The organism is Streptomyces rimosus subsp. rimosus (assembly GCF_000720725.1).
GTDB classification, from domain to species: Bacteria; Actinomycetota; Actinomycetes; order Streptomycetales; family Streptomycetaceae; genus Streptomyces; species Streptomyces rimosus_A.
In genome coordinates this window covers 1-17,080 of the sequence record NZ_JOCQ01000089.1, presented here as the reverse complement: position 1 = coordinate 17,080, position 17,080 = coordinate 1, and the positions used below count along the sequence as shown (strand labels likewise).

Annotated in this window: 19 protein-coding genes; 15 read left to right on the top strand and 4 right to left on the bottom strand. The window is 73.2% G+C overall.

All coding sequences use genetic code 11. The features are described 5' to 3' along the window. Window positions 1-34: 34 nt before the first annotated feature. Entirely contained in the window at window positions 35-547 is a 513-nt protein-coding gene (rpsI, locus tag IH45_RS0132720) for a 30S ribosomal protein S9 (RefSeq protein WP_030676987.1), read from the top strand. A 142-nt stretch (window positions 548-689) separates the two neighbouring features. Next, entirely contained in the window at window positions 690-2,048 is a 1,359-nt protein-coding gene (glmM, locus tag IH45_RS0132715; protein ID WP_030676984.1) for a phosphoglucosamine mutase, read from the top strand. A gap of 3 nt (window positions 2,049-2,051) precedes the next feature. Here the strand turns inward: glmM and IH45_RS0132710 are convergent, their stop codons facing one another. After that, window positions 2,052-2,984, bottom strand: coding sequence for a DUF389 domain-containing protein (locus tag IH45_RS0132710; protein WP_030676981.1), 933 nt, complete (start codon window positions 2,982-2,984; stop codon window positions 2,052-2,054). A 40-nt stretch (window positions 2,985-3,024) separates the two neighbouring features. Continuing rightward, complete coding sequence (gene coaA / locus IH45_RS0132705) at window positions 3,025-4,023, bottom strand: type I pantothenate kinase (protein ID WP_030589689.1); 999 nt, start codon at window positions 4,021-4,023, stop codon at window positions 3,025-3,027. A gap of 158 nt (window positions 4,024-4,181) precedes the next feature. On the opposite strand from coaA, the gene glmS reads away from it, so the two are divergent. The 7 genes from glmS to IH45_RS01000000144340 all read left to right on the top strand — a co-directional run bounded on the left by glmS (window position 4,182) and on the right by IH45_RS01000000144340 (window position 11,422). Further along, complete coding sequence (glmS, locus tag IH45_RS0132700) at window positions 4,182-6,029, top strand: glutamine--fructose-6-phosphate transaminase (isomerizing) (protein ID WP_030676979.1); 1,848 nt, start codon at window positions 4,182-4,184, stop codon at window positions 6,027-6,029. Beyond that, a complete protein-coding gene (locus IH45_RS0132695; RefSeq protein ID WP_030676976.1) occupies window positions 6,026-6,394 on the top strand; it encodes a holo-ACP synthase in 369 nt (122 codons plus the stop codon). Before glmS ends, IH45_RS0132695 begins: the two co-directional genes overlap by 4 nt. A 119-nt stretch (window positions 6,395-6,513) precedes the next feature. Beyond that, complete coding sequence (locus IH45_RS0132690; protein ID WP_030676975.1) at window positions 6,514-7,941, top strand: bifunctional ADP-dependent NAD(P)H-hydrate dehydratase/NAD(P)H-hydrate epimerase; 1,428 nt, start codon at window positions 6,514-6,516, stop codon at window positions 7,939-7,941. 65 nt (window positions 7,942-8,006) lie between these two features. Further along, window positions 8,007-9,167, top strand: a complete 1,161-nt coding sequence (alr, locus tag IH45_RS0132685) for an alanine racemase (RefSeq protein ID WP_030676972.1) — start codon at window positions 8,007-8,009, stop codon at window positions 9,165-9,167. Then, entirely contained in the window at window positions 9,164-10,426 is a 1,263-nt protein-coding gene (locus IH45_RS0132680) for an alpha/beta fold hydrolase (protein ID WP_030676970.1), read from the top strand. The genes alr and IH45_RS0132680 overlap by 4 nt, the downstream gene beginning before the upstream one ends. Window positions 10,427-10,497: 71 nt before the next feature. Continuing rightward, on the top strand, window positions 10,498-11,043 hold the full coding sequence (gene tsaE / locus IH45_RS0132675; protein WP_030676967.1) for a tRNA (adenosine(37)-N6)-threonylcarbamoyltransferase complex ATPase subunit type 1 TsaE: 546 nt from the start codon (window positions 10,498-10,500) through the stop codon (window positions 11,041-11,043). Window positions 11,044-11,209: 166 nt separating this feature from the next. Beyond that, window positions 11,210-11,422, top strand: a complete 213-nt coding sequence (locus IH45_RS01000000144340) for a hypothetical protein (protein ID WP_032918746.1) — start codon at window positions 11,210-11,212, stop codon at window positions 11,420-11,422. Between the two features lie 43 nt (window positions 11,423-11,465). On the opposite strand, the gene IH45_RS0132665 is transcribed toward IH45_RS01000000144340, so the two are convergent. Next, window positions 11,466-12,038, bottom strand: a complete 573-nt coding sequence (locus IH45_RS0132665) for a hypothetical protein (protein ID WP_030676965.1) — start codon at window positions 12,036-12,038, stop codon at window positions 11,466-11,468. 86 nt (window positions 12,039-12,124) lie between these two features. On the opposite strand from IH45_RS0132665, the gene tsaB reads away from it, so the two are divergent. The 6 genes from tsaB (at window position 12,125) to IH45_RS0132635 (ending at window position 15,757) form a co-directional block, all read left to right on the top strand. Further along, window positions 12,125-12,784, top strand: coding sequence for a tRNA (adenosine(37)-N6)-threonylcarbamoyltransferase complex dimerization subunit type 1 TsaB (tsaB, locus tag IH45_RS0132660; protein WP_030676962.1), 660 nt, complete (start codon window positions 12,125-12,127; stop codon window positions 12,782-12,784). Window positions 12,785-12,837: 53 nt separating this feature from the next. Then, window positions 12,838-13,416 (top strand): ribosomal protein S18-alanine N-acetyltransferase, encoded by a 579-nt coding sequence (rimI, locus tag IH45_RS0132655; protein ID WP_234440767.1) that lies wholly within the window; start codon window positions 12,838-12,840, stop codon window positions 13,414-13,416. Continuing rightward, window positions 13,409-14,560, top strand: a complete 1,152-nt coding sequence (gene tsaD / locus IH45_RS0132650) for a tRNA (adenosine(37)-N6)-threonylcarbamoyltransferase complex transferase subunit TsaD (RefSeq protein ID WP_030676956.1) — start codon at window positions 13,409-13,411, stop codon at window positions 14,558-14,560. The genes rimI and tsaD overlap by 8 nt, the downstream gene beginning before the upstream one ends. A 121-nt stretch (window positions 14,561-14,681) precedes the next feature. Then, complete coding sequence (locus IH45_RS0132645) at window positions 14,682-15,038, top strand: hypothetical protein (protein WP_030676952.1); 357 nt, start codon at window positions 14,682-14,684, stop codon at window positions 15,036-15,038. Continuing rightward, window positions 15,035-15,307: a hypothetical protein gene (locus tag IH45_RS0132640; RefSeq protein ID WP_030676949.1), complete on the top strand. Its 273-nt coding sequence runs from the start codon at window positions 15,035-15,037 to the stop codon at window positions 15,305-15,307. Before IH45_RS0132645 ends, IH45_RS0132640 begins: the two co-directional genes overlap by 4 nt. An 84-nt stretch (window positions 15,308-15,391) precedes the next feature. Continuing rightward, complete coding sequence (locus tag IH45_RS0132635) at window positions 15,392-15,757, top strand: hypothetical protein (RefSeq protein WP_030676946.1); 366 nt, start codon at window positions 15,392-15,394, stop codon at window positions 15,755-15,757. A 31-nt stretch (window positions 15,758-15,788) separates the two neighbouring features. On the opposite strand, the gene IH45_RS0132630 is transcribed toward IH45_RS0132635, so the two are convergent. Next, window positions 15,789-16,985, bottom strand: coding sequence for a class I SAM-dependent methyltransferase (locus IH45_RS0132630; RefSeq protein ID WP_050515345.1), 1,197 nt, complete (start codon window positions 16,983-16,985; stop codon window positions 15,789-15,791). Window positions 16,986-17,080 lie beyond the last annotated feature (95 nt).

The window sequence follows — 17,080 nt, the reverse complement described above, 5'->3', positions numbered from 1 at the left end:
CACCCCCTAAGACGAAGAGAATCTGAGGAGAATCGTGGCTGAGACCACCGCCGAGACCCCGCTCGAAGAGGTAGAGGTCGAGGAGTACACGACCGAGACCGAGGTTCCGCTGGAGGGTGAGTACACCTCCGAGTCCCTCGCCTCGCGCTTCGGCGACCCGCAGCCGGCCGCCGGCCTGGGCCGTCGCAAGAACGCCATCGCCCGCGTCCGGATCATCCCGGGCACCGGCCAGTGGAAGATCAACGGCCGCACCCTTGAGGGCTACTTCCCGAACAAGGTGCACCAGCAGGAAGTCAACGAGCCCTTCAAGGTGCTCGAACTCGACAACCGCTACGACGTGGTCGCCCGCATCGCCGGTGGCGGCATCTCCGGCCAGGCCGGTGCGCTGCGCCTGGGCGTGGCCCGTGCGCTGAACGAGGCGGACGAGGACAACAACCGCGGCCCGCTGAAGAAGGCCGGCTTCCTCAAGCGCGACGACCGTGCGGTCGAGCGCAAGAAGGCCGGTCTGAAGAAGGCCCGCAAGGCGCCGCAGTACAGCAAGCGCTAATTGCCGCTTGGCTGCTCGCGCGGCTCTTGGCGAACGCCCCGGTGGCACCATCCGTGCTGCCGGGGCGTTCGGCTATCCCGGACCAGCGGCGTATACCTGGACGCAATGCTCTGGTCCACGTACATCAACTCGGAGGACACCAGTGGGACGACTCTTCGGCACGGACGGTGTGCGCGGTGTCGCCAACGCCGATCTGACGGCCGAGCTGGCGCTCGGTCTCTCGGTCGCGGCGGCGCACGTGCTCGCGGAGGCGGGCTCTTTTGAGGGCCATCGGCCGGTGGCCGTGGTCGGGCGCGATCCGCGGGCCTCGGGGGAGTTCCTGGAAGCCGCCGTCGTCGCGGGCCTGGCCAGTGCGGGCGTGGACGTCCTGCGGGTGGGCGTGCTGCCGACCCCGGCCGTGGCGTACCTGACCGGGTCGCTCGGCGCGGACCTGGGCGTGATGCTCTCCGCCAGCCACAACCCGATGCCCGACAACGGCATCAAGTTCTTCGCCCGCGGCGGCCACAAGCTCGCCGACGAGCTGGAGGACCGCATCGAGCGCACCTACCGGGCGCACAGCTCCGGTGAGCCGTGGGACCGGCCCACCGGCGCCGGTGTCGGCCGGGTCAAGGACTACGACCAGGGCTTCGACAACTACGTCGCGCACCTGGTGGGCGTGCTGCCCAACCGCCTGGACGGCCTGAAGATCGTCATCGACGGTGCGCACGGCGCGGCCTCCCGGGTCTCCCCGGAGGCGTTCGCGCGGGCGGGCGCCGAGGTCGTCACCATCGGCACCGACCCCGACGGCCTGAACATCAACGACGGCTGCGGTTCCACCCACATCGGTGACCTGCGCGCGGCCGTCGTCGAGCACGGCGCCGACCTGGGCGTGGCGCACGACGGCGACGCGGACCGCTGCCTGGCGGTGGACCACGCGGGCAACGAGATCGACGGCGACCAGATCCTGGCCGTCCTCGCCCTCGGGATGCGCGAGGCCGGGACGCTGCGCAAGAACACCGTCGTGGCGACCGTCATGTCCAACCTGGGCTTCAAGCTGGCGATGGAGCGTGAGGGCCTGACCTTCGTCCAGACGGCGGTCGGCGACCGCTACGTCCTGGAGGAGATGAAGGCCGGCGGGTTCGCGCTCGGCGGCGAGCAGTCCGGCCACGTCATCGCGCTGGACCACGCCACGACCGGCGACGGCACCCTCACCGGCCTGATGCTGGCCGCCCGCGTCGCGGCGACCGGCCGCCCGCTGGCCGAGCTGGTCCGCGTCATGGAGCGGCTGCCGCAGGTGCTGGTGAACGTCCCGGACGTGGACAAGACGCGCGTCGGCACCTCGCCGGAGCTGACCACCGCGGTCGCCGAGGCCGAGAAGGAGCTGGGCGCCACCGGCCGGGTGCTGCTGCGCCCCTCCGGCACCGAGCCGCTGGTGCGGGTCATGGTCGAGGCCGCCGACATCGAGCAGGCGGGGGCCGTGGCCGGCCGCCTGGCGGATGTCGTGAAGTCGGCGCTGGGCTAGTCCCTAGTCGCGTACGCGCTTCCTGCTGGCCCAGAAGAACTTCTGGGCCAGCAGCGTCAGCGTGCCCGCGACGACTATGCCGGCCAGGTTCAGCAGGAGCTGTTCCGTGGAGCCCCAGGCCTGCTTGTACGCGTTGTAGCCGAAGGCGACGGCGGCGTTCGCGGCGGCCGGGACGGTGGTGACCGAGATCGCCACGCCGACCAGGGCGCCGGACTTCGCCGAGGTCAGGGAGAGGACCCCGGCGATCCCGGCGAGGACGGCGACGACGAACGAGAACCAGTCCGGCCGGTAGATGAAGCCCGTGTTCGGGCGCTCGGCCGTCAGCGCCGTGGCGTCGAAGAGCCCCACCGCGTCCATGAACAGGCTGAACCCCACCGTCAGTGCCATCGCCACCGCGAAGCCCACGACGAGTGCCAGCAGCGAGCGCCAGGCCAGCCGGGGCGCGCGGCGCACCAGGGCCGTACAGATGCCGGCCAGCGGGCCGAACTCCGGGCCGACGGCCATCGCGCCGACGATCAGGATCGCGTTGTCCAGCACCACGCCACAGGCCGCGATCATCGTGGCGAGCGTCAGGAACGCCAGATAGGTGACGGAGAGCGTGGACTCCTCGTGGGTGGCGTCGGCCAGCGACTCCCACAGCACGGCGTCCACGCCCTCGCCGGGCGCGTCCTTCTCCGCCTTGTCCGCGCGGGTGGACAGCGACAGGTCGATGTTCTCGACGGCGATCGCGCCGTCCCGGTCGATGCCGAGCGCCCGCAGATCGTGCAGCAGGCCGTCACCGGCCTCGCGGGCCACGTCGCACAGGACCACATCGCCCCGCGGCTCGCGCGCGGCGCCGGTCAGGACGGCGAGGTGGGTGGTGCCGACCGTGCCTTCCACGAGGCGTACGACGTCGTCCGTACGGTCGGCGGGGACGATCAGGCGCAGGTGCAGCACGTGCGTACTCCTCGGGGTGGCGCGACGACGGCGGGCCGCGTCAGAGCTTGCGCAGCGACAGCCGCTGCACCTTGTGATCGGGGCCCTTGCGCAGGACGAGGTTGGCGCGGCCGCGGGTCGGCGCGACGTTCTGTTCCAGGTTGGGCTTGTTGACGGTGCGCCAGATCATGCGCGCGTAGTCGAGGGCTTCCTCCTCGGAAACCTGGGTGTACTTCCGGAAGTACGAGAACGGGTTCTGGAACGCGGTGTCGCGCAGCTTGCGGAAGCGGCCCAGGTACCACTGCTCGATGTCCTCGGTACGGGCGTCCACGTACACCGAGAAGTCGAAGAAGTCGGCGAGGCCGAGCCGGGTGCGGCCGTCCTTGCCGGGCAGCGCGGGCTGCAGGACGTTGAGGCCCTCGACGATCAGGATGTCGGGCCGGTGCACGGTCAGCCGCTCGCCGGGCACGATGTCGTAGATCAGGTGCGAGTAGACGGGCGCGCTGACCTCGGACTTGCCGGACTTCACATCGGCGACGAAGCGGGTCAGCGCCCGGCGGTCGTACGACTCGGGGAAGCCCTTGCGCGACATCAGGCCGCGGCGGTGCAGCTCGGCGTTGGGGAACAGGAAGCCGTCGGTGGTGACCAGCTCGACGCGCGGGTGCTCCGGCCAGCGCGCCAGCAGCGCCTGGAGGAGGCGCGCGGTGGTGGACTTGCCGACCGCCACGCTGCCCGCGACGCCTATGACGAACGGCGTGCCGGGCTGCGCGCCGTGGCCGCCGCCCGCGTCGCCGAGGAAGGTGTTCAGCGCGCCGCGCAGATTGCTGGTGGCGCCCACGTACAGGTTGAGCAGCCGGGACAGCGGCAGGTAGACGTCGCGCACCTCGTCCAGGTCGATCACGTCGCCCAGGCCGCGCAGCCGCTCGACCTCCTCGGCGGTCAGCGGCAGCGGTGTCTTCTCCCGCAGGGCGCTCCACTCGGCGCGCGTGAGGTCCACGTACGGCGTGCGCTCGGCGCGGCGGCGGTGCTGCGACTCGGTCGGCTCTGTGGTGAGGGGCACGCGCCCATTGTCCGCGCGCGTGGCGCCCGGTTCACTCCGGGGTGGGGTTGTGGCCTTCCGTGTCGCGTACGGGCCGTGCACGGGCCGTACGGCAGCGGCGCCGCGGGTTGACCGTATAGAGCGGCGGTTTTGATCACGCCGCCCCGTAGGCTGCCCCCATGTGCGGAATCGTGGGGTATGCGGGCGGCCGGTCCGCCCTGGACGTCGTGCTCGCCGGGCTGAAGCGGCTGGAGTACCGCGGCTACGACTCGGCCGGGGTGGCCGTACTGGCCGACGGGGGCCTGGCCGCGGCCAAGAAGGCGGGCAAACTCGCCAATCTCGACAAGGAGCTGGCCGAGCGTCCGCTGCCGGCCGGGACGACCGGGATCGGGCACACCCGGTGGGCCACGCACGGCGCGCCCACCGACGCCAACGCCCATCCGCACCTGGACAACGCCGGGCGGGTCGCCGTCGTCCACAACGGCATCATCGAGAACTTCGCGGCGCTGCGGGCCGAACTCTCCGAGCGCGGTCACACGTTGGCCTCCGAGACGGACACCGAGGTCGTCGGGCACCTGCTGGCGGAGAACTTCTCCTCCTGCGGCGACCTGGCCGAGGCGATGCGCCAGGTGTGCCGCCGCCTGGAGGGCGCGTTCACGCTGGTCGCGGTGCACGCGGACGCGCCGGACGTGGTGGTGGGCGCGCGCCGCAACTCGCCGCTGGTGGTGGGCGTCGGCGAGGACGAGGCGTTCCTCGCGTCGGACGTGGCGGCGTTCATCGCGTACACCCGTGAGGCGATCGAGCTGGGCCAGGACCAGGTGGTGGAGCTGCGCCGGGACGGGGTGACGGTCACCGGCTTCGACGGGGCGCCGGGCGAGGTGCGCGAGTACCACGTGGACTGGGACGCGTCGGCTGCCGAGAAGGGCGGCTACGACTACTTCATGCTCAAGGAGATCGCCGAGCAGCCGAAGGCGGTCGCCGACACGCTGCTGGGCCGGGTGGACGGGTCCGGGGTGCTCTCGCTGGACGAGGTGCGCATCGATGACGCGGTGCTGCGCGAGGCCACCAAGGTGGTGATAGTGGCCTGCGGCACGGCCTTCCACGCCGGGATGATCGCCAAGTACGCGATCGAGCACTGGACCCGCATCCCCTGCGAGGTCGAGCTGGCCAGCGAGTTCCGCTACCGGGACCCGATCCTGGACCCGCGCACCCTGGTCGTCGCCATCTCGCAGTCCGGCGAGACGATGGACACCCTGATGGCGGTGCGGCACGCCCGCGAGCAGGGCGCGAAGGTCCTCGCGGTGTGCAACACCAACGGCTCGACGATCCCGCGCGAGTCGGACGCGGTGCTCTACACCCATGCCGGGCCCGAGGTCGCGGTCGCCTCCACCAAGGCGTTCCTGACCCAGCTGGTGGCCTGCTACCTGCTCGCGCTCTACCTGGGGCAGGTGCGCGGCACGCAGTGGGGCGACGAGATCCGGGCCGTGGTGCGCGAGCTGGCCGGCGTCGGTACGCAGGTCGAGCAGGTCCTGGGGACGATGGAGCCGGTACGGGAGCTGGCGCGCAGCCTCGCGGACAAGGACACGGTGCTGTTCCTGGGCCGGCACGTGGGCTACCCCGTCGCCCTGGAGGGCGCGCTCAAGCTCAAGGAACTCGCGTACATGCACGCGGAGGGCTTCGCGGCGGGCGAGCTGAAGCACGGCCCGATCGCGCTGATCGAGGAGGGCGTGCCGGTGGTGGTGGTCGTGCCGCCGCCGCGCGGCCGGTCCGTCCTGCACGGCAAGATCGTCTCCAATATCCAGGAGATCCGGGCCCGGGGCGCGCGCACCATCGTGATCGCCGAGGAGGGCGACGAGGCGGTCGTCCCGTACGCGGACCACATCGTGCGCATCCCGCGCACCCCCACCCTGCTCCAGCCGCTGGTCTCCGCGGTGCCGCTCCAGGTGTTCGCCTGCGAACTGGCCACGGCGCGCGGCAACGAGGTGGACCAGCCGCGCAACCTCGCCAAGTCGGTGACCGTCGAATGATCATCGGGGTCGGTATCGACGTAGCCGAGATCGACCGCTTCGGGGCGGCCCTGGAGCGCACCCCGGAGCTGGCGCACCGGCTGTTCGTCGAGCGGGAGTTGACGCTGCCCAGCGGGGAGCGCCGGGGCACCGCCTCGCTCGCCGCCCGGTTCGCCGCCAAGGAGGCGGTGGCCAAGGCGCTGGGCGCGCCCGGCGGGCTGCACTGGACGGACGCGGAGGTGGCGGTGCTGGAGTCCGGGCAGCCGATACTCCAGATCCGCGGGACGGTGGCCGAACGAGCGGCGGAACTGGGCGTCCGGTCCTGGCACGTGTCGCTCAGTCACGACGCGGGCGTGGCCTCGGCGGTGGTGATCGCGGAGGGGTGAGCGGTGCCCCCGTGGCCGTCCGTACGCGATCCGTACGCGATCCGGCCGCAGGGCCGTACCGTCCGGTGCGCCGGGCGAGCCGGAGGAATGTTGCCGCCGCCCGGGGTGAGACTGGGGGCATGAGGACTGCGTTCAGCGTGGATGTCGTACGGGCTGCCGAGCGGGACCTGATGGCGCGGCTGCCCGAAGGGGCCCTGATGCAACGGGCCGCCGCCGGGCTGGCGGTGGCCTGCGCGGAGCTGCTGGGGCGGGTGTACGGGTCCCGGGTCGTGCTGCTCGTGGGCAGCGGCGACAACGGCGGAGACGCGCTGTACGCGGGCGCCCGGCTGGCCCGGCGCGGCGCGGGCGTACGCGCCGTCCTGCTGTCCCCGGAACGGGCCCACGCGGGCGGCCTGGCGGCCCTTCAGGCGGCCGGGGGCCGGGTGTCCGCCGACGCCCGCGCCGACATCGCCCGCGCCGACCTGGTCGTGGACGGCATCGTCGGCATCGGCGGCAAGGGCGGGCTCCGGCCGGAGGCGGCACGGCTGGCCGAGGCGGCCCGGCAGGCCATGACCGTGGCCGTCGACCTGCCGAGCGGTGTGGACGCGGACTCCGGAGAGGTGCCGGGGGAGGCGGTACGGGCCGATGTGACGGTGACCTTCGGCGCGTACAAGCCGGGCCTGCTGATCGACCCGGCGCGCGAGTACGCGGGCGCGCTGCGGCTGGTGGACATCGGCCTGGACCTGCCCGAGGACGCCGGGGTGGAGGCGCTTCAGTACGCGGACGTGTCGGACCTGCTGCCCCGCCCCTCGGCGGAGAGCGACAAGTACCGGCGCGGCGTGGTGGGCGTGGTCGCGGGCTCCGCGCGCTATCCGGGCGCCGCGGTGCTGGCCGTGTCCGGCGCGCTGCGGGGCGGCGCCGGGGCCGTACGGTACGTGGGCCCGGCGGCCGAAGAGGTGCTGGCGCAGTTCCCGGAGACGCTCGTCCACGCAGGACCGCCCTCCAAGGCGGGCCGCGTCCAGTCCTGGGTCATCGGCCCGGGCATCGGCGACGACGGCGACGCCGTGGCGGACGTGCTGGATTCCGACGTACCCGTGCTGGTGGACGCCGACGGGCTGCGCTTCCTGGACGCCGCGCGGGTACGGGACCGTGCCGCGCCGACCCTGCTGACACCGCACGCCGGAGAGGCCGCCGCGCTGCTCGGCGCCGACCGGGCGGACGTGGAGGCGTCCCGCCTGCGCTCCGTACGGGAACTGGCCGAGCGGTACGGCGCCACGGCCCTCCTGAAGGGCTCCACCACCCTCGTAGCAGGCCCGGCGGGCGGCCCCGTACGCGCCAACCCCACCGGCACCGGCTGGCTGGCCACCGCCGGCAGCGGCGACGTGCTGTCCGGCCTGACCGGATCGCTGCTGGCCACCGGCCTGTCCGCGCGCGACGCCGCCTCCGTGGGCGCGTATCTGCACGGCCTGGCGGCCCGGCTGGCGGCCACCCCGGACGGCGCGCCGATCCTGGCGACGGACGTGGCGGGGGCGCTGGGGGAGGCGTGGCGGGACGTCAGCCGGCCCTGAGGGCGGCGCACGCTCTTTTCACCTGCCTCTCCAGGCCCCAACCCCCGTCCTGAGACACTGGGTGGATGAACCACACAGCCATGCGTGCCCGTGCGGCCATCGACCTCGCCGCGGTGCGCTCCAATGTGCGGGCGCTGCGGGCCCGCGCACCACGGGCCGAGCTGATGGCCGTGGTGAAGTCGGACGGCTACGGCCACGGTGCCGTCCGGTGCGCCCGCGCCGCGCGGGAGGCCGGGGCCACCTGGCTGGGTACGGCCCTGCCGGAGGAGGCGTTCGCGCTGCGGGACGCGGGCGACACCGGCCACCTGATGTGCTGGCTGTGGACGCCCGGCGGGCCCTGGCGGCAGGCCATCGAGCAGGACATCGACGTGTCGGTCAGCGGCATGTGGGCGCTGCGCGAGGTCATGGACGCGGCGCGGGCCTGCGGCCGTACCGCCCGGGTGCAGCTGAAGGTCGACACCGGTCTGGGGCGCAACGGCTGCCAGCCCGCCGACTGGGCCGAGCTGGTCGCCGCCGCGCGCGCCGCCGAGGCCGAGGGCGCGATCCGCGTCACCGGCGTCTGGTCGCACTTCGCCTGCGCCGACGAGCCGGGCCACCCCTCCATCGACGCCCAGCTCACGGCCTTCGCCGAGGCCGACGCGGTGGTCCGCAAGGCCGGGCTGGACCCGGAGGTACGGCACCACGCCAACACCCCGGCGCTGCTCAGCCTCCCCCAGGCGCACTTCGATCTGGTGCGCGCCGGGATCGGCATCTACGGCATCTCGCCCAGCCCCGAGATGGGCGTGCCGGAGGACTTCGGGCTGCGGCCGGTGATGACGCTGGAGGCGTCGCTGGCGTCGGTGAAGCGGGTACCCGGCGGCCATGGCGTCTCGTACGGGCACCAGTACACGACGTCCGGTGACACCACCCTCGCCCTCGTGCCGCTCGGCTACGCCGACGGCATCCCCCGGCATGCGTCGGGCAGCGGACCGGTGCTGGTCGCGGGCAAATGGCGGACGGTCGCCGGACGGATCGCGATGGATCAGTTTGTGGTCGATCTTGGCGGGGACCCGGCCCAGGTGGGAGACGTGGCTGTGCTGTTCGGCCCGGGGGACCGGGGCGAGCCGACCGCCGAGGACTGGGCGCGTGCGACGGGCACCATCGGGTACGAAATCGTCACGCGGATCGGTACCCGGGTGCCACGCGTCTATGTTGATGAGCGCGCGGACACGGGGAGCGGGACATGAGTGACAGGACGGGGGCGGCCGCCGACACCGCGATCGACGCGGCGGGAGCGGCGGCCGAGGCGGCGACGGCGGTCGGCGGCTGGACGCGGGCCGGACGCCACGCGGGCATCGCCGGGGCGGCGATCGGCGTGGTGGCGGCGGGTGCCGCCGCGGGCGTGGCCATCGAACGGCTGACGGTCGGCCGGGGCATGCGGCGCAAGGCGCGGCTCGCGCTGGACGCGGCGGGCCCGTACGGCACGCTGCGCGGCACGCCGGGCACGGCCGTGGCCGAGGACGGCACGGAGCTGCACTACGAGATCGACGAGCCGGGTGACGGCAAGGGCGCCAAGGGCGGCGGCACCGCCGGCGCGCGCCGCAAGCGGCTGCTGAAGCTGCTGGGGCGCCGCGCCGAGGCGCCCACGGTCGTCTTCTGCCACGGCTACTGCCTCAGCCAGGACTCCTGGCACTTCCAGCGCGCGGCCCTGCGCGGCGCGGTGCGCACGGTCCACTGGGACCAGCGCAGCCACGGCCGCTCGGAGCGCGGCAGGGCACAGCGCGAGGGCACCGAGCCGGTCACCATCGACCTGCTCGGCCGGGATTTGAAGGCGGTGCTGGACACCACCGTGCCGGAGGGGCCGATCGTGCTGGTCGGGCACTCCATGGGCGGCATGACCGTGATGGCGCTGGCCGACCAGTATCCGGAGTACGTCGCGGAGCGGGTGGTCGGCGTGGCGCTGATCGGTACCTCCGCGGGACGGCTCAGCGAGGTCGCCTTCGGGCTGCCGTCGCTGGGCGTCAAGGCGTTCCACAAGCTGGCGCCGGGCGTGCTCAAGGCGCTCGGCTCGCAGAGCGAGCTGGTCGAGAAGGGCCGCCGGGCGACCGCCGACCTCTTCGCCGGCCTGGTCAAGCGGTATTCGTTCGGTACGCCGAAAGAGGTGGACCCGGGGGTGGCGCGGTTCGCCGAACGGATGATCGAGGCGACGCCGATCGATGTCGTCGCCGAGTTCTTCCCGGCCTTCGCGGTGCACGACAAGACCGAGGCGCTGGCCGCGTTCGACGCCGTACCGGCCCTGGTGCTGGCCGGCGACCGGGACCTGATCACCCCGTCCGACCACAGCGACACCATCGCCGGGCTGCTGCCGGGCGCCGAGTCGGTGTGCGAGCCGGGCGCGGGACACCTGGTGATGCTGGAGCGGCCCGAGGTGGTCACGAGCCATCTGGAGACGCTGATCGAACGGGCGGCGGCGACGGCGGCAGCGGCCCGGTCGGCGCGGGCGTAGGGCGGCGTTCCGGCACCCGCCCGCCGCGGTCGGGTTCGGAATGCCGGTTGTGTGCCCCGTACCATCGGCGCATGAGCGCCACCGAGACGACCGTGCACGTAACCGTCAAGTCCCCCACGCGCATGCTGGAGTTGGGCCGCAGGCTGGCCGGACTGCTGCGGCCGGGGGACCTGGTGATGCTGACCGGGGAGCTGGGAGCGGGCAAGACGACGCTGACCCGCGGCCTGGGCGAGGGCCTGGGCGTGCGCGGCGCGGTCACCTCGCCGACGTTCGTGATCGCCCGGGTGCACCCGCCGCTGGGCGCGGGCCCGGCCCTGGTGCACGTGGACGCGTACCGGCTCGGCGGCGGGCTGGACGAGATGGAGGACCTGGACCTCGACGTGTCGCTGCCGGAGTCGGTGGTGGTCGTGGAGTGGGGCGAGGACAAGGTCGAGGAGCTGTCCGAGGACCGGCTGCACCTGGTCATCGAGCGCGCGGTGGGCGCGGACGCGCCGGGCCTGCCGGACGGTGCGCACTCCGACGTGGTGACGGACGAGGACGACGTACGCGAGGTCTCCGTCCGCGGTGTCGGGCGGCGCTGGGCGGACGTGGACCTGACGGTGCTGGCGGGGGAGTAGGGCGTACCGGCCGGGGAGCGGGCGGCCGGCCGTACCGTAGTTTCCGACAAGCCGTCGGGAAGATGTTGCGCGCGCGGCGCCGAACGTGGTCACATGGGTGAAGAGAGAGTCGGTTAGGTCTGCCTAACTACGCCCGCTTGCCCGCCCAGAGCCACGGGAGGCATCCATGTCGGCCCACCAGCCCGTCACCGCAGGGGTCCGCAGCGGCGCGACCGAGCCGTCGCCGACCATGAACGAACTGCTGGCGGCGTGCGCCGCGGCCAGCGCGGTGTCCACGCCCCCGGAGCCGCCGGCACGTGCCGAGGAGGGCACGGAAGCGGAGGCGGACGGGACGCGGGTCATCGGCCCGCAGGAGGCGGGGAGGCGCGACGCGGCGTAGGGGGAGCCCCCACGCCCAGGCGTCGCCCTTCAGGCACCCGCCCTCAGGAAACGACGACGACCTTCGTTCCCCCCAGCGCGAAGTCCCACAGCGCCGTGCCGTCCTCGCGGGTCTCCCGGATACCGCCGGTCTTCTTCTTCGCGTTCGGGTCCGGCATCGAGCCGTCGACCGCCGAGCTGAAGCCGACCACGACGCCCTCGGCCATCGTGAAACGCACCACGTGTTCGATCGGCACCCCGTCCGAGCCGGGGATCTTCAGCGACCGACCGTTGACCTTGTACGTCCCCGGCGCCGGGGACACGGTGCTCGGCGTGACCTCGAACGTCCGCTTCACCTTGCCGTCCGCCGTGACCAGCCACACCCGGCGCGCGCCCAGCGCGTAGACGACCCGCTCGCCCTCGCCCGAGTTCGGCGGCACCGGGACCTCGGTCTGCTGCTTGCCCGTACCGTCCTTGCCCTTGTCCTTGCCCGGGGCCGGGCTCGCGGAGGACGACGGGGGCTTGCCCGCGGTGGTGTGGTCGGGGGCCGAGGCGGACGCCTGATAGGCCAGGAAGCCGACGGCGGCGAGCGCGGCCGCGGTCAAAGCGGTGACGATCGTGCTGCTCTTACCGGACACCGCCGTGCCACCTTTCGTACGCGCGTGACTACGGGTGACGGTAGCACCCGGCAGGGCACCCGCGGCCGAGCCGTAGTCTTGAAGGCGTGCTGCTGCTTGCTCTGGACACCGCAACCCCCGCCGTCACCGTCGCGGTCCACGACGGCTCCCGCGTACTCGCCGAGGAGCGTCAGGTGGACGCGCGCCGCCACGGCGAACTGCTGCTGCCCGCCGTCGACCGGGTGCTCGCCGAGGCGGGCGTGAAACTCGCCGCGGTCAGCGACATCGTGGTCGGCGTCGGCCCCGGCCCGTACACGGGGCTGCGGGTCGGACTCGTCACCGCGGCGACCTTCGCGGCCGCCCTCGACGTGCCGGTCCACGGCCTGTGCACGCTGGACGGCATCGCGTACGCCGCCGGGCTCGACGAGCCGTTCGTGGTGGCGACCGACGCGCGCCGCAAGGAGGTCTACTGGGCGCGCTACGCCGACGCCCGCACGCGCCTGACCGAACCCGCCGTGGACCGCCCCGCGGACATCGCGGACCAGGTCGGCGGGGTGCCGGCGGTGGGCGCCGGCGCGGTGCTCTACGCGGACACCTTCACCGGCGTACGGGCAGACGGCCCCGAGCACCAGTCCGCGGGCGCGCTCGCCGCGCTGGCCGCCGAGAAGCTGGGGCGCGGTGCGGAACTGCTGCCGCCGCAGCCGCTGTACCTGCGCCGCCCGGACGCGCAGGTGCCCGCCAACTACAAGGTGGTCACGCCGAAGTGACCGCGCGGGTGGCTGCCGGGGAGGGCGCGCGGGACGGCGCCGTGCTCCGTGAGATGCGCTGGTGGGACATCGCCCCCGTACTGGACCTGGAACGCGAGCTGTTCCCGGAGGACGCCTGGTCGGCGGGCATGTTCTGGTCCGAGCTGGCGCACGCCCGCGGGCCCGCCGCCAACCGCCGCTACGTCGTCGCCGAACTGGACGGCCGCCTGGTCGGCTACGGCGGCCTCGCCGCGGTCGACGGCACCGGCGACATCCAGACCATCGCCACCGCCCGCGACCAGTGGGGCACCGGCCTCGGCTCCCGGCTGCTGACCGAGCTGCTGTCCGCCGCGACCGCCTTCGAGTGCGCCGAGGTGCTGCTCGAAGTACGCGTCGACAACACGCGGGCACAGCGGCTGTACGAGCGCTTCGGCTTCGAGCCGATCGGATTCCGGCGCGGCTACTACCAGCCCGGCAACGTGGACGCGCTCGTCATGCGCCGTACCACGCAGTCCCCCTCCGAATCCCCGGCCGAATCCGCGGCTGAATCCCCGGCCGATTCCCCGGCCGATTCCGGGACCGGGACGCCGGCCGCCGCCCCCTCCCCCTCCCCCGAATCCCCCTCCGCACAAGGAACCCCCACCCATGGCTGACGAACCGCTCGTCCTCGGCATCGAGACCTCCTGCGACGAAACCGGCGTCGGCATCGTGCGCGGGCACACGCTCCTCGCGGACGCCGTCGCCTCCAGCGTCGACGAGCACGCGCGCTTCGGCGGCGTCGTACCGGAAGTGGCCTCGCGCGCGCACCTGGAGGCGATGGTCCCCACCATCCAGCGCGCGCTGAAGGACGCCGGGATCGCGGCGTCCGACCTGGACGGCATCGCGGTCACGGCAGGCCCCGGCCTGGCCGGCGCCCTCCTGGTGGGCGTCTCGGCGGCCAAGGCGTACGCCTACGCCCTCGGCAAGCCGCTGTACGGCGTCAACCACCTCGCCTCGCACATCTGCGTCGACCAGCTCGAACACGGCGCCCTGCCCGAGCCGACGATGGCCCTGCTGGTCTCCGGCGGCCACTCCTCCCTCCTGCTCGCGCCCGACATCACCGCCGACGTCCGCCCCCTCGGCTCGACCATCGACGACGCGGCGGGCGAGGCGTTCGACAAGGTCGCGCGCGTGCTGAACCTGGGCTTCCCGGGCGGCCCGGTCATCGACCGCTACGCGCGCGAGGGCGACCCGGACGCGATCCGCTTCCCGCGCGGCCTGACCGGCTCCCGCGATCCGATCTACGACTTCTCCTTCTCCGGCCTCAAGACCGCCGTCGCCCGCTGGATCGAGGCCAAGCGTGCGGCGGGCGAGGAGGTTCCGGTGGCGGACGTCGCGGCGTCCTTCCAGGAGGCGGTCGTCGACGTACTGACCCGCAAGGCGGTACGTGCCTGCAAGGACAACGGCGTCGACCACCTCATGATCGGCGGCGGCGTCGCGGCCAACTCCCGCCTCCGCGCGATGGCCCAGCGCCGCTGCGAGGACGCCGGCATCACCCTGCGCGTCCCCCGCCCCAAACTGTGCACCGACAACGGCGCCATGGTCGCCGCCCTCGGCGCCGAAATGGTCGCCCGCAACCGCCCGGCGTCCTCCTGGGACCTCTCGGCCGACTCGTCGCTCCCGGTCACGGAGCCGCACGTACCGGGGACGGACCACGATCACGGGGACGGGCACGATCACGGCCATGGCCACAGCCACGGCCACGCACACGACCACGATCATTTCCATGAGCTGAGCAAGGACAACCTGTACTCGTAGGGGAGGGCACTGCGGCAGGTCGCCCCACGGGACTTGCCGCGCCACTCGTTCGCATGAAGCAGCCCGGTTCCCGCTGGCTACTCTGGGCCCACGGCCCAGAATCCCGCGCATGGGAGAACCGATGACCGCCAGTGCCTCCGAGCGCCCCCTCATCCCACAGCCACCGGCGTCGATCACGCTGCTGCGCGATGCGGTGGCGCAGATCGCCCCTGCCGCCCTGCCCGCGTTCGCCCGCGAGCTCTCCCGGGCTGCCGATCAGGCCCGGCAGGGATCCGATCTCCTGCCGCTGCGGCGCTTCACGACCCAGTGGGCCGTGTACGTGCACATCCAGCGTCATCCCAAGGTCGCCGCCAGGTTCCGTGAGCTGGAGGACCTGGCCGAGGCCACCGACAACGCCGACGAGGCCCGGAGCGCCGCGGCCGAACTCGGCCGCATCCTGGACGCCGCCCACGCAGCCGTGGCGCAGGAAGCGTCTTGAAGGAAAACTGGAGGTGGGAGTACGACCCGGACTTCCAGCATGTGGCGGGAGGCCTGCCCTCCGAGGTGGTGGCCGAGGTCGAGCACCTGGTCGGCCAACTCGTCGAACTGGCCGATGTGGGGGTCGACATCACTGACCTGGGCGACGGGCCTCGCCCCGGTGGGCTGCGCCGGATGGATGCGGCAGGCGGATACTTCTTCTTCCTTCCCGCCCCGCGGAGCAAGTTGGTGGTGATCACTCGCATCGTTCCGCCGTTCGCGAGCCTCTGAGAACAGGCCCTGCCCCGTCCGTTCCGTGACACCACGTCATACCCTGGCCAAGCCGAAAGCAGACATACGGGGAGGCGGCAGGCCGTGAACTGGATCTGGTGGGTATTCGCGTTCTTCATGGCGGGGGGTTTCGCCAAGGTTGTCGATGTGGGGCGCAAGGCGATGAGTGCGCGGCACAAGCGGAAGATGGAGCGGCTGGAGCTGGTGCGGCGGGACCGGCTGGAGCTGGAGGCGGCGCAGCGGCCGCCGGAGCCGGTGTGCGGGTGTACGCACCACCTCGCCAAGCACGACAAGCAGGGCCGGTGCCACGAGGTGACGCAGGTGCCGACGGCCTGGGACGCGGAGAAGAAGCCGGTCGCGTACGAGCCGGGGCCGTGCACCTGCCAGCAGTACGTCGGCCCGCAGCCCCTCTCGCAGGTGTACGCGGAGGAGCTGACGGACCGGGCGTAGGCGGCGCTCGGGCGCTCAGGCGTTCAGACGCTCACGCGGTGGGCGCCGCGCGGCCCAGCAGCATCGTGGGCGCGCCGGCCACCCGCGTCAGGAACACCACGCAGGAGTTCGGCCCCGAGAGCTTGAGCTTCTTGCGCAGCTCGTCGGGCTCGACCGCCGAACCGCGCTTCTTGATCACGGCGATTCCGACGCCGCGCTCGCGCAGCAGCGCCTTCAGCTTCTTGACGTTGAAGGGCAGGGTGTCGGTGATCTCGTAAGCCGTGGCGTACGGGGTCGGGTGGTGCTCGTCGGCCGTGACGTAGGCGATGGTCGGGTCGATCAGCCGGCCGTCCACCTGCTGCGCGACCTCGGCCACGAGGTGGGCCCGGATGACGGCGCCGTCCGGCTCGTACAGCCAGCGCCCGACCGGGCCCGGCTCCGGGTCGGGCAGGCCGGTGCCGAGCAGGAAGTCACCGGCGGGCAGGAGCGTGGCGCGGCGGGCGCCCGGTGCGGTGCCGAACCACAGGACGGCCTCCTTGACGTCCCCGCCGTCGGAGATCCACTCCGCCTCGGCCTCCTCCGGGACGATCTCGTGCGGGATGCCCGGCGCGATCTTGAGGGCCGCGTGCGGCGCCGTACGGGCGGCCTGCACGGCCCAGGACAGCGGCGGCGAGTACGCCTCGGGGTCGAAGATCCGGCCGCCGCGGCCGCCCCGCCGCGCCGGGTCGACGAACACCGCGTCGTACGCCGAGGTGTCCACCTCGGTGACATCGGCGCAGCGCACCTCGATCCGGTCGGCCAGCCCCAGCGCCTCGGCGTTGGCGCGGGCCGCCGCGCAGGCCAGCGGGTCGCGGTCGACAGCCAGGACGTGGATGCCGGCGCGCGCCAGGGCGATGGCGTCGCCGCCGATGCCGGAGCACAGGTCGGCGAGCGAGCGGACGCCGAGGGCGGCGAGGCGGGTGGCGCGGTGGGCGGCGACCGTACTGCGGGTGGACTGTTCGACGCCGTTGGGCGTGAAGTACATGCGCGCGGCGTCCGCCCCGAACTTGGCCGCCGCGCGCTGGCGCAGCCGTGCCTGGCCCAGCGCGGCGGACACCAGCGACGCCGGGTGATCGCGCCGCAGCCGGGTCGCGGTCGCCAGCTCGTCGGCCGGGTCGTGATCGCGCAGCTCGGCCAGCAGCGCCTGCCCTTCGGGCGTGTGCAGCGCGGAGAAGGAGTCGAGGTCGTTCGCCTGGTTCACCCGGTCCATTGTGGGCCAGGGGGCGGGTGGGGGAGCGGCGGGGCGGCCCGGGCGGCGCTCCAGTCGCGGGCGCGCGGGGCGGTGCGAGCGGCGCGCTCTAGCCG

Bases quoted from the DNA above. Each gene is read 5' to 3' on its own strand.
- glmS (WP_030676979.1), top strand. From the start codon at position 4,182: ATGTGCGGAATCGTGGGGTATGCGGGCGGCCGGTCCGCCCTGGACGTC.
- IH45_RS0132695 (WP_030676976.1), top strand. From the start codon at position 6,026: ATGATCATCGGGGTCGGTATCGACGTAGCCGAGATCGACCGCTTCGGG.
- IH45_RS0132690 (WP_030676975.1), top strand. From the start codon at position 6,514: ATGAGGACTGCGTTCAGCGTGGATGTCGTACGGGCTGCCGAGCGGGAC.
- alr (WP_030676972.1), top strand. From the start codon at position 8,007: ATGAACCACACAGCCATGCGTGCCCGTGCGGCCATCGACCTCGCCGCG.
- IH45_RS0132680 (WP_030676970.1), top strand. From the start codon at position 9,164: ATGAGTGACAGGACGGGGGCGGCCGCCGACACCGCGATCGACGCGGCG.
- tsaE (WP_030676967.1), top strand. From the start codon at position 10,498: ATGAGCGCCACCGAGACGACCGTGCACGTAACCGTCAAGTCCCCCACG.
- IH45_RS01000000144340 (WP_032918746.1), top strand. From the start codon at position 11,210: ATGTCGGCCCACCAGCCCGTCACCGCAGGGGTCCGCAGCGGCGCGACC.
- rimI (WP_234440767.1), top strand. From the start codon at position 12,838: ATGCGCTGGTGGGACATCGCCCCCGTACTGGACCTGGAACGCGAGCTG.
- tsaD (WP_030676956.1), top strand. From the start codon at position 13,409: ATGGCTGACGAACCGCTCGTCCTCGGCATCGAGACCTCCTGCGACGAA.
- IH45_RS0132645 (WP_030676952.1), top strand. From the start codon at position 14,682: ATGACCGCCAGTGCCTCCGAGCGCCCCCTCATCCCACAGCCACCGGCG.
- IH45_RS0132630 (WP_050515345.1), bottom strand. From the start codon at position 16,985: ATGGACCGGGTGAACCAGGCGAACGACCTCGACTCCTTCTCCGCGCTG.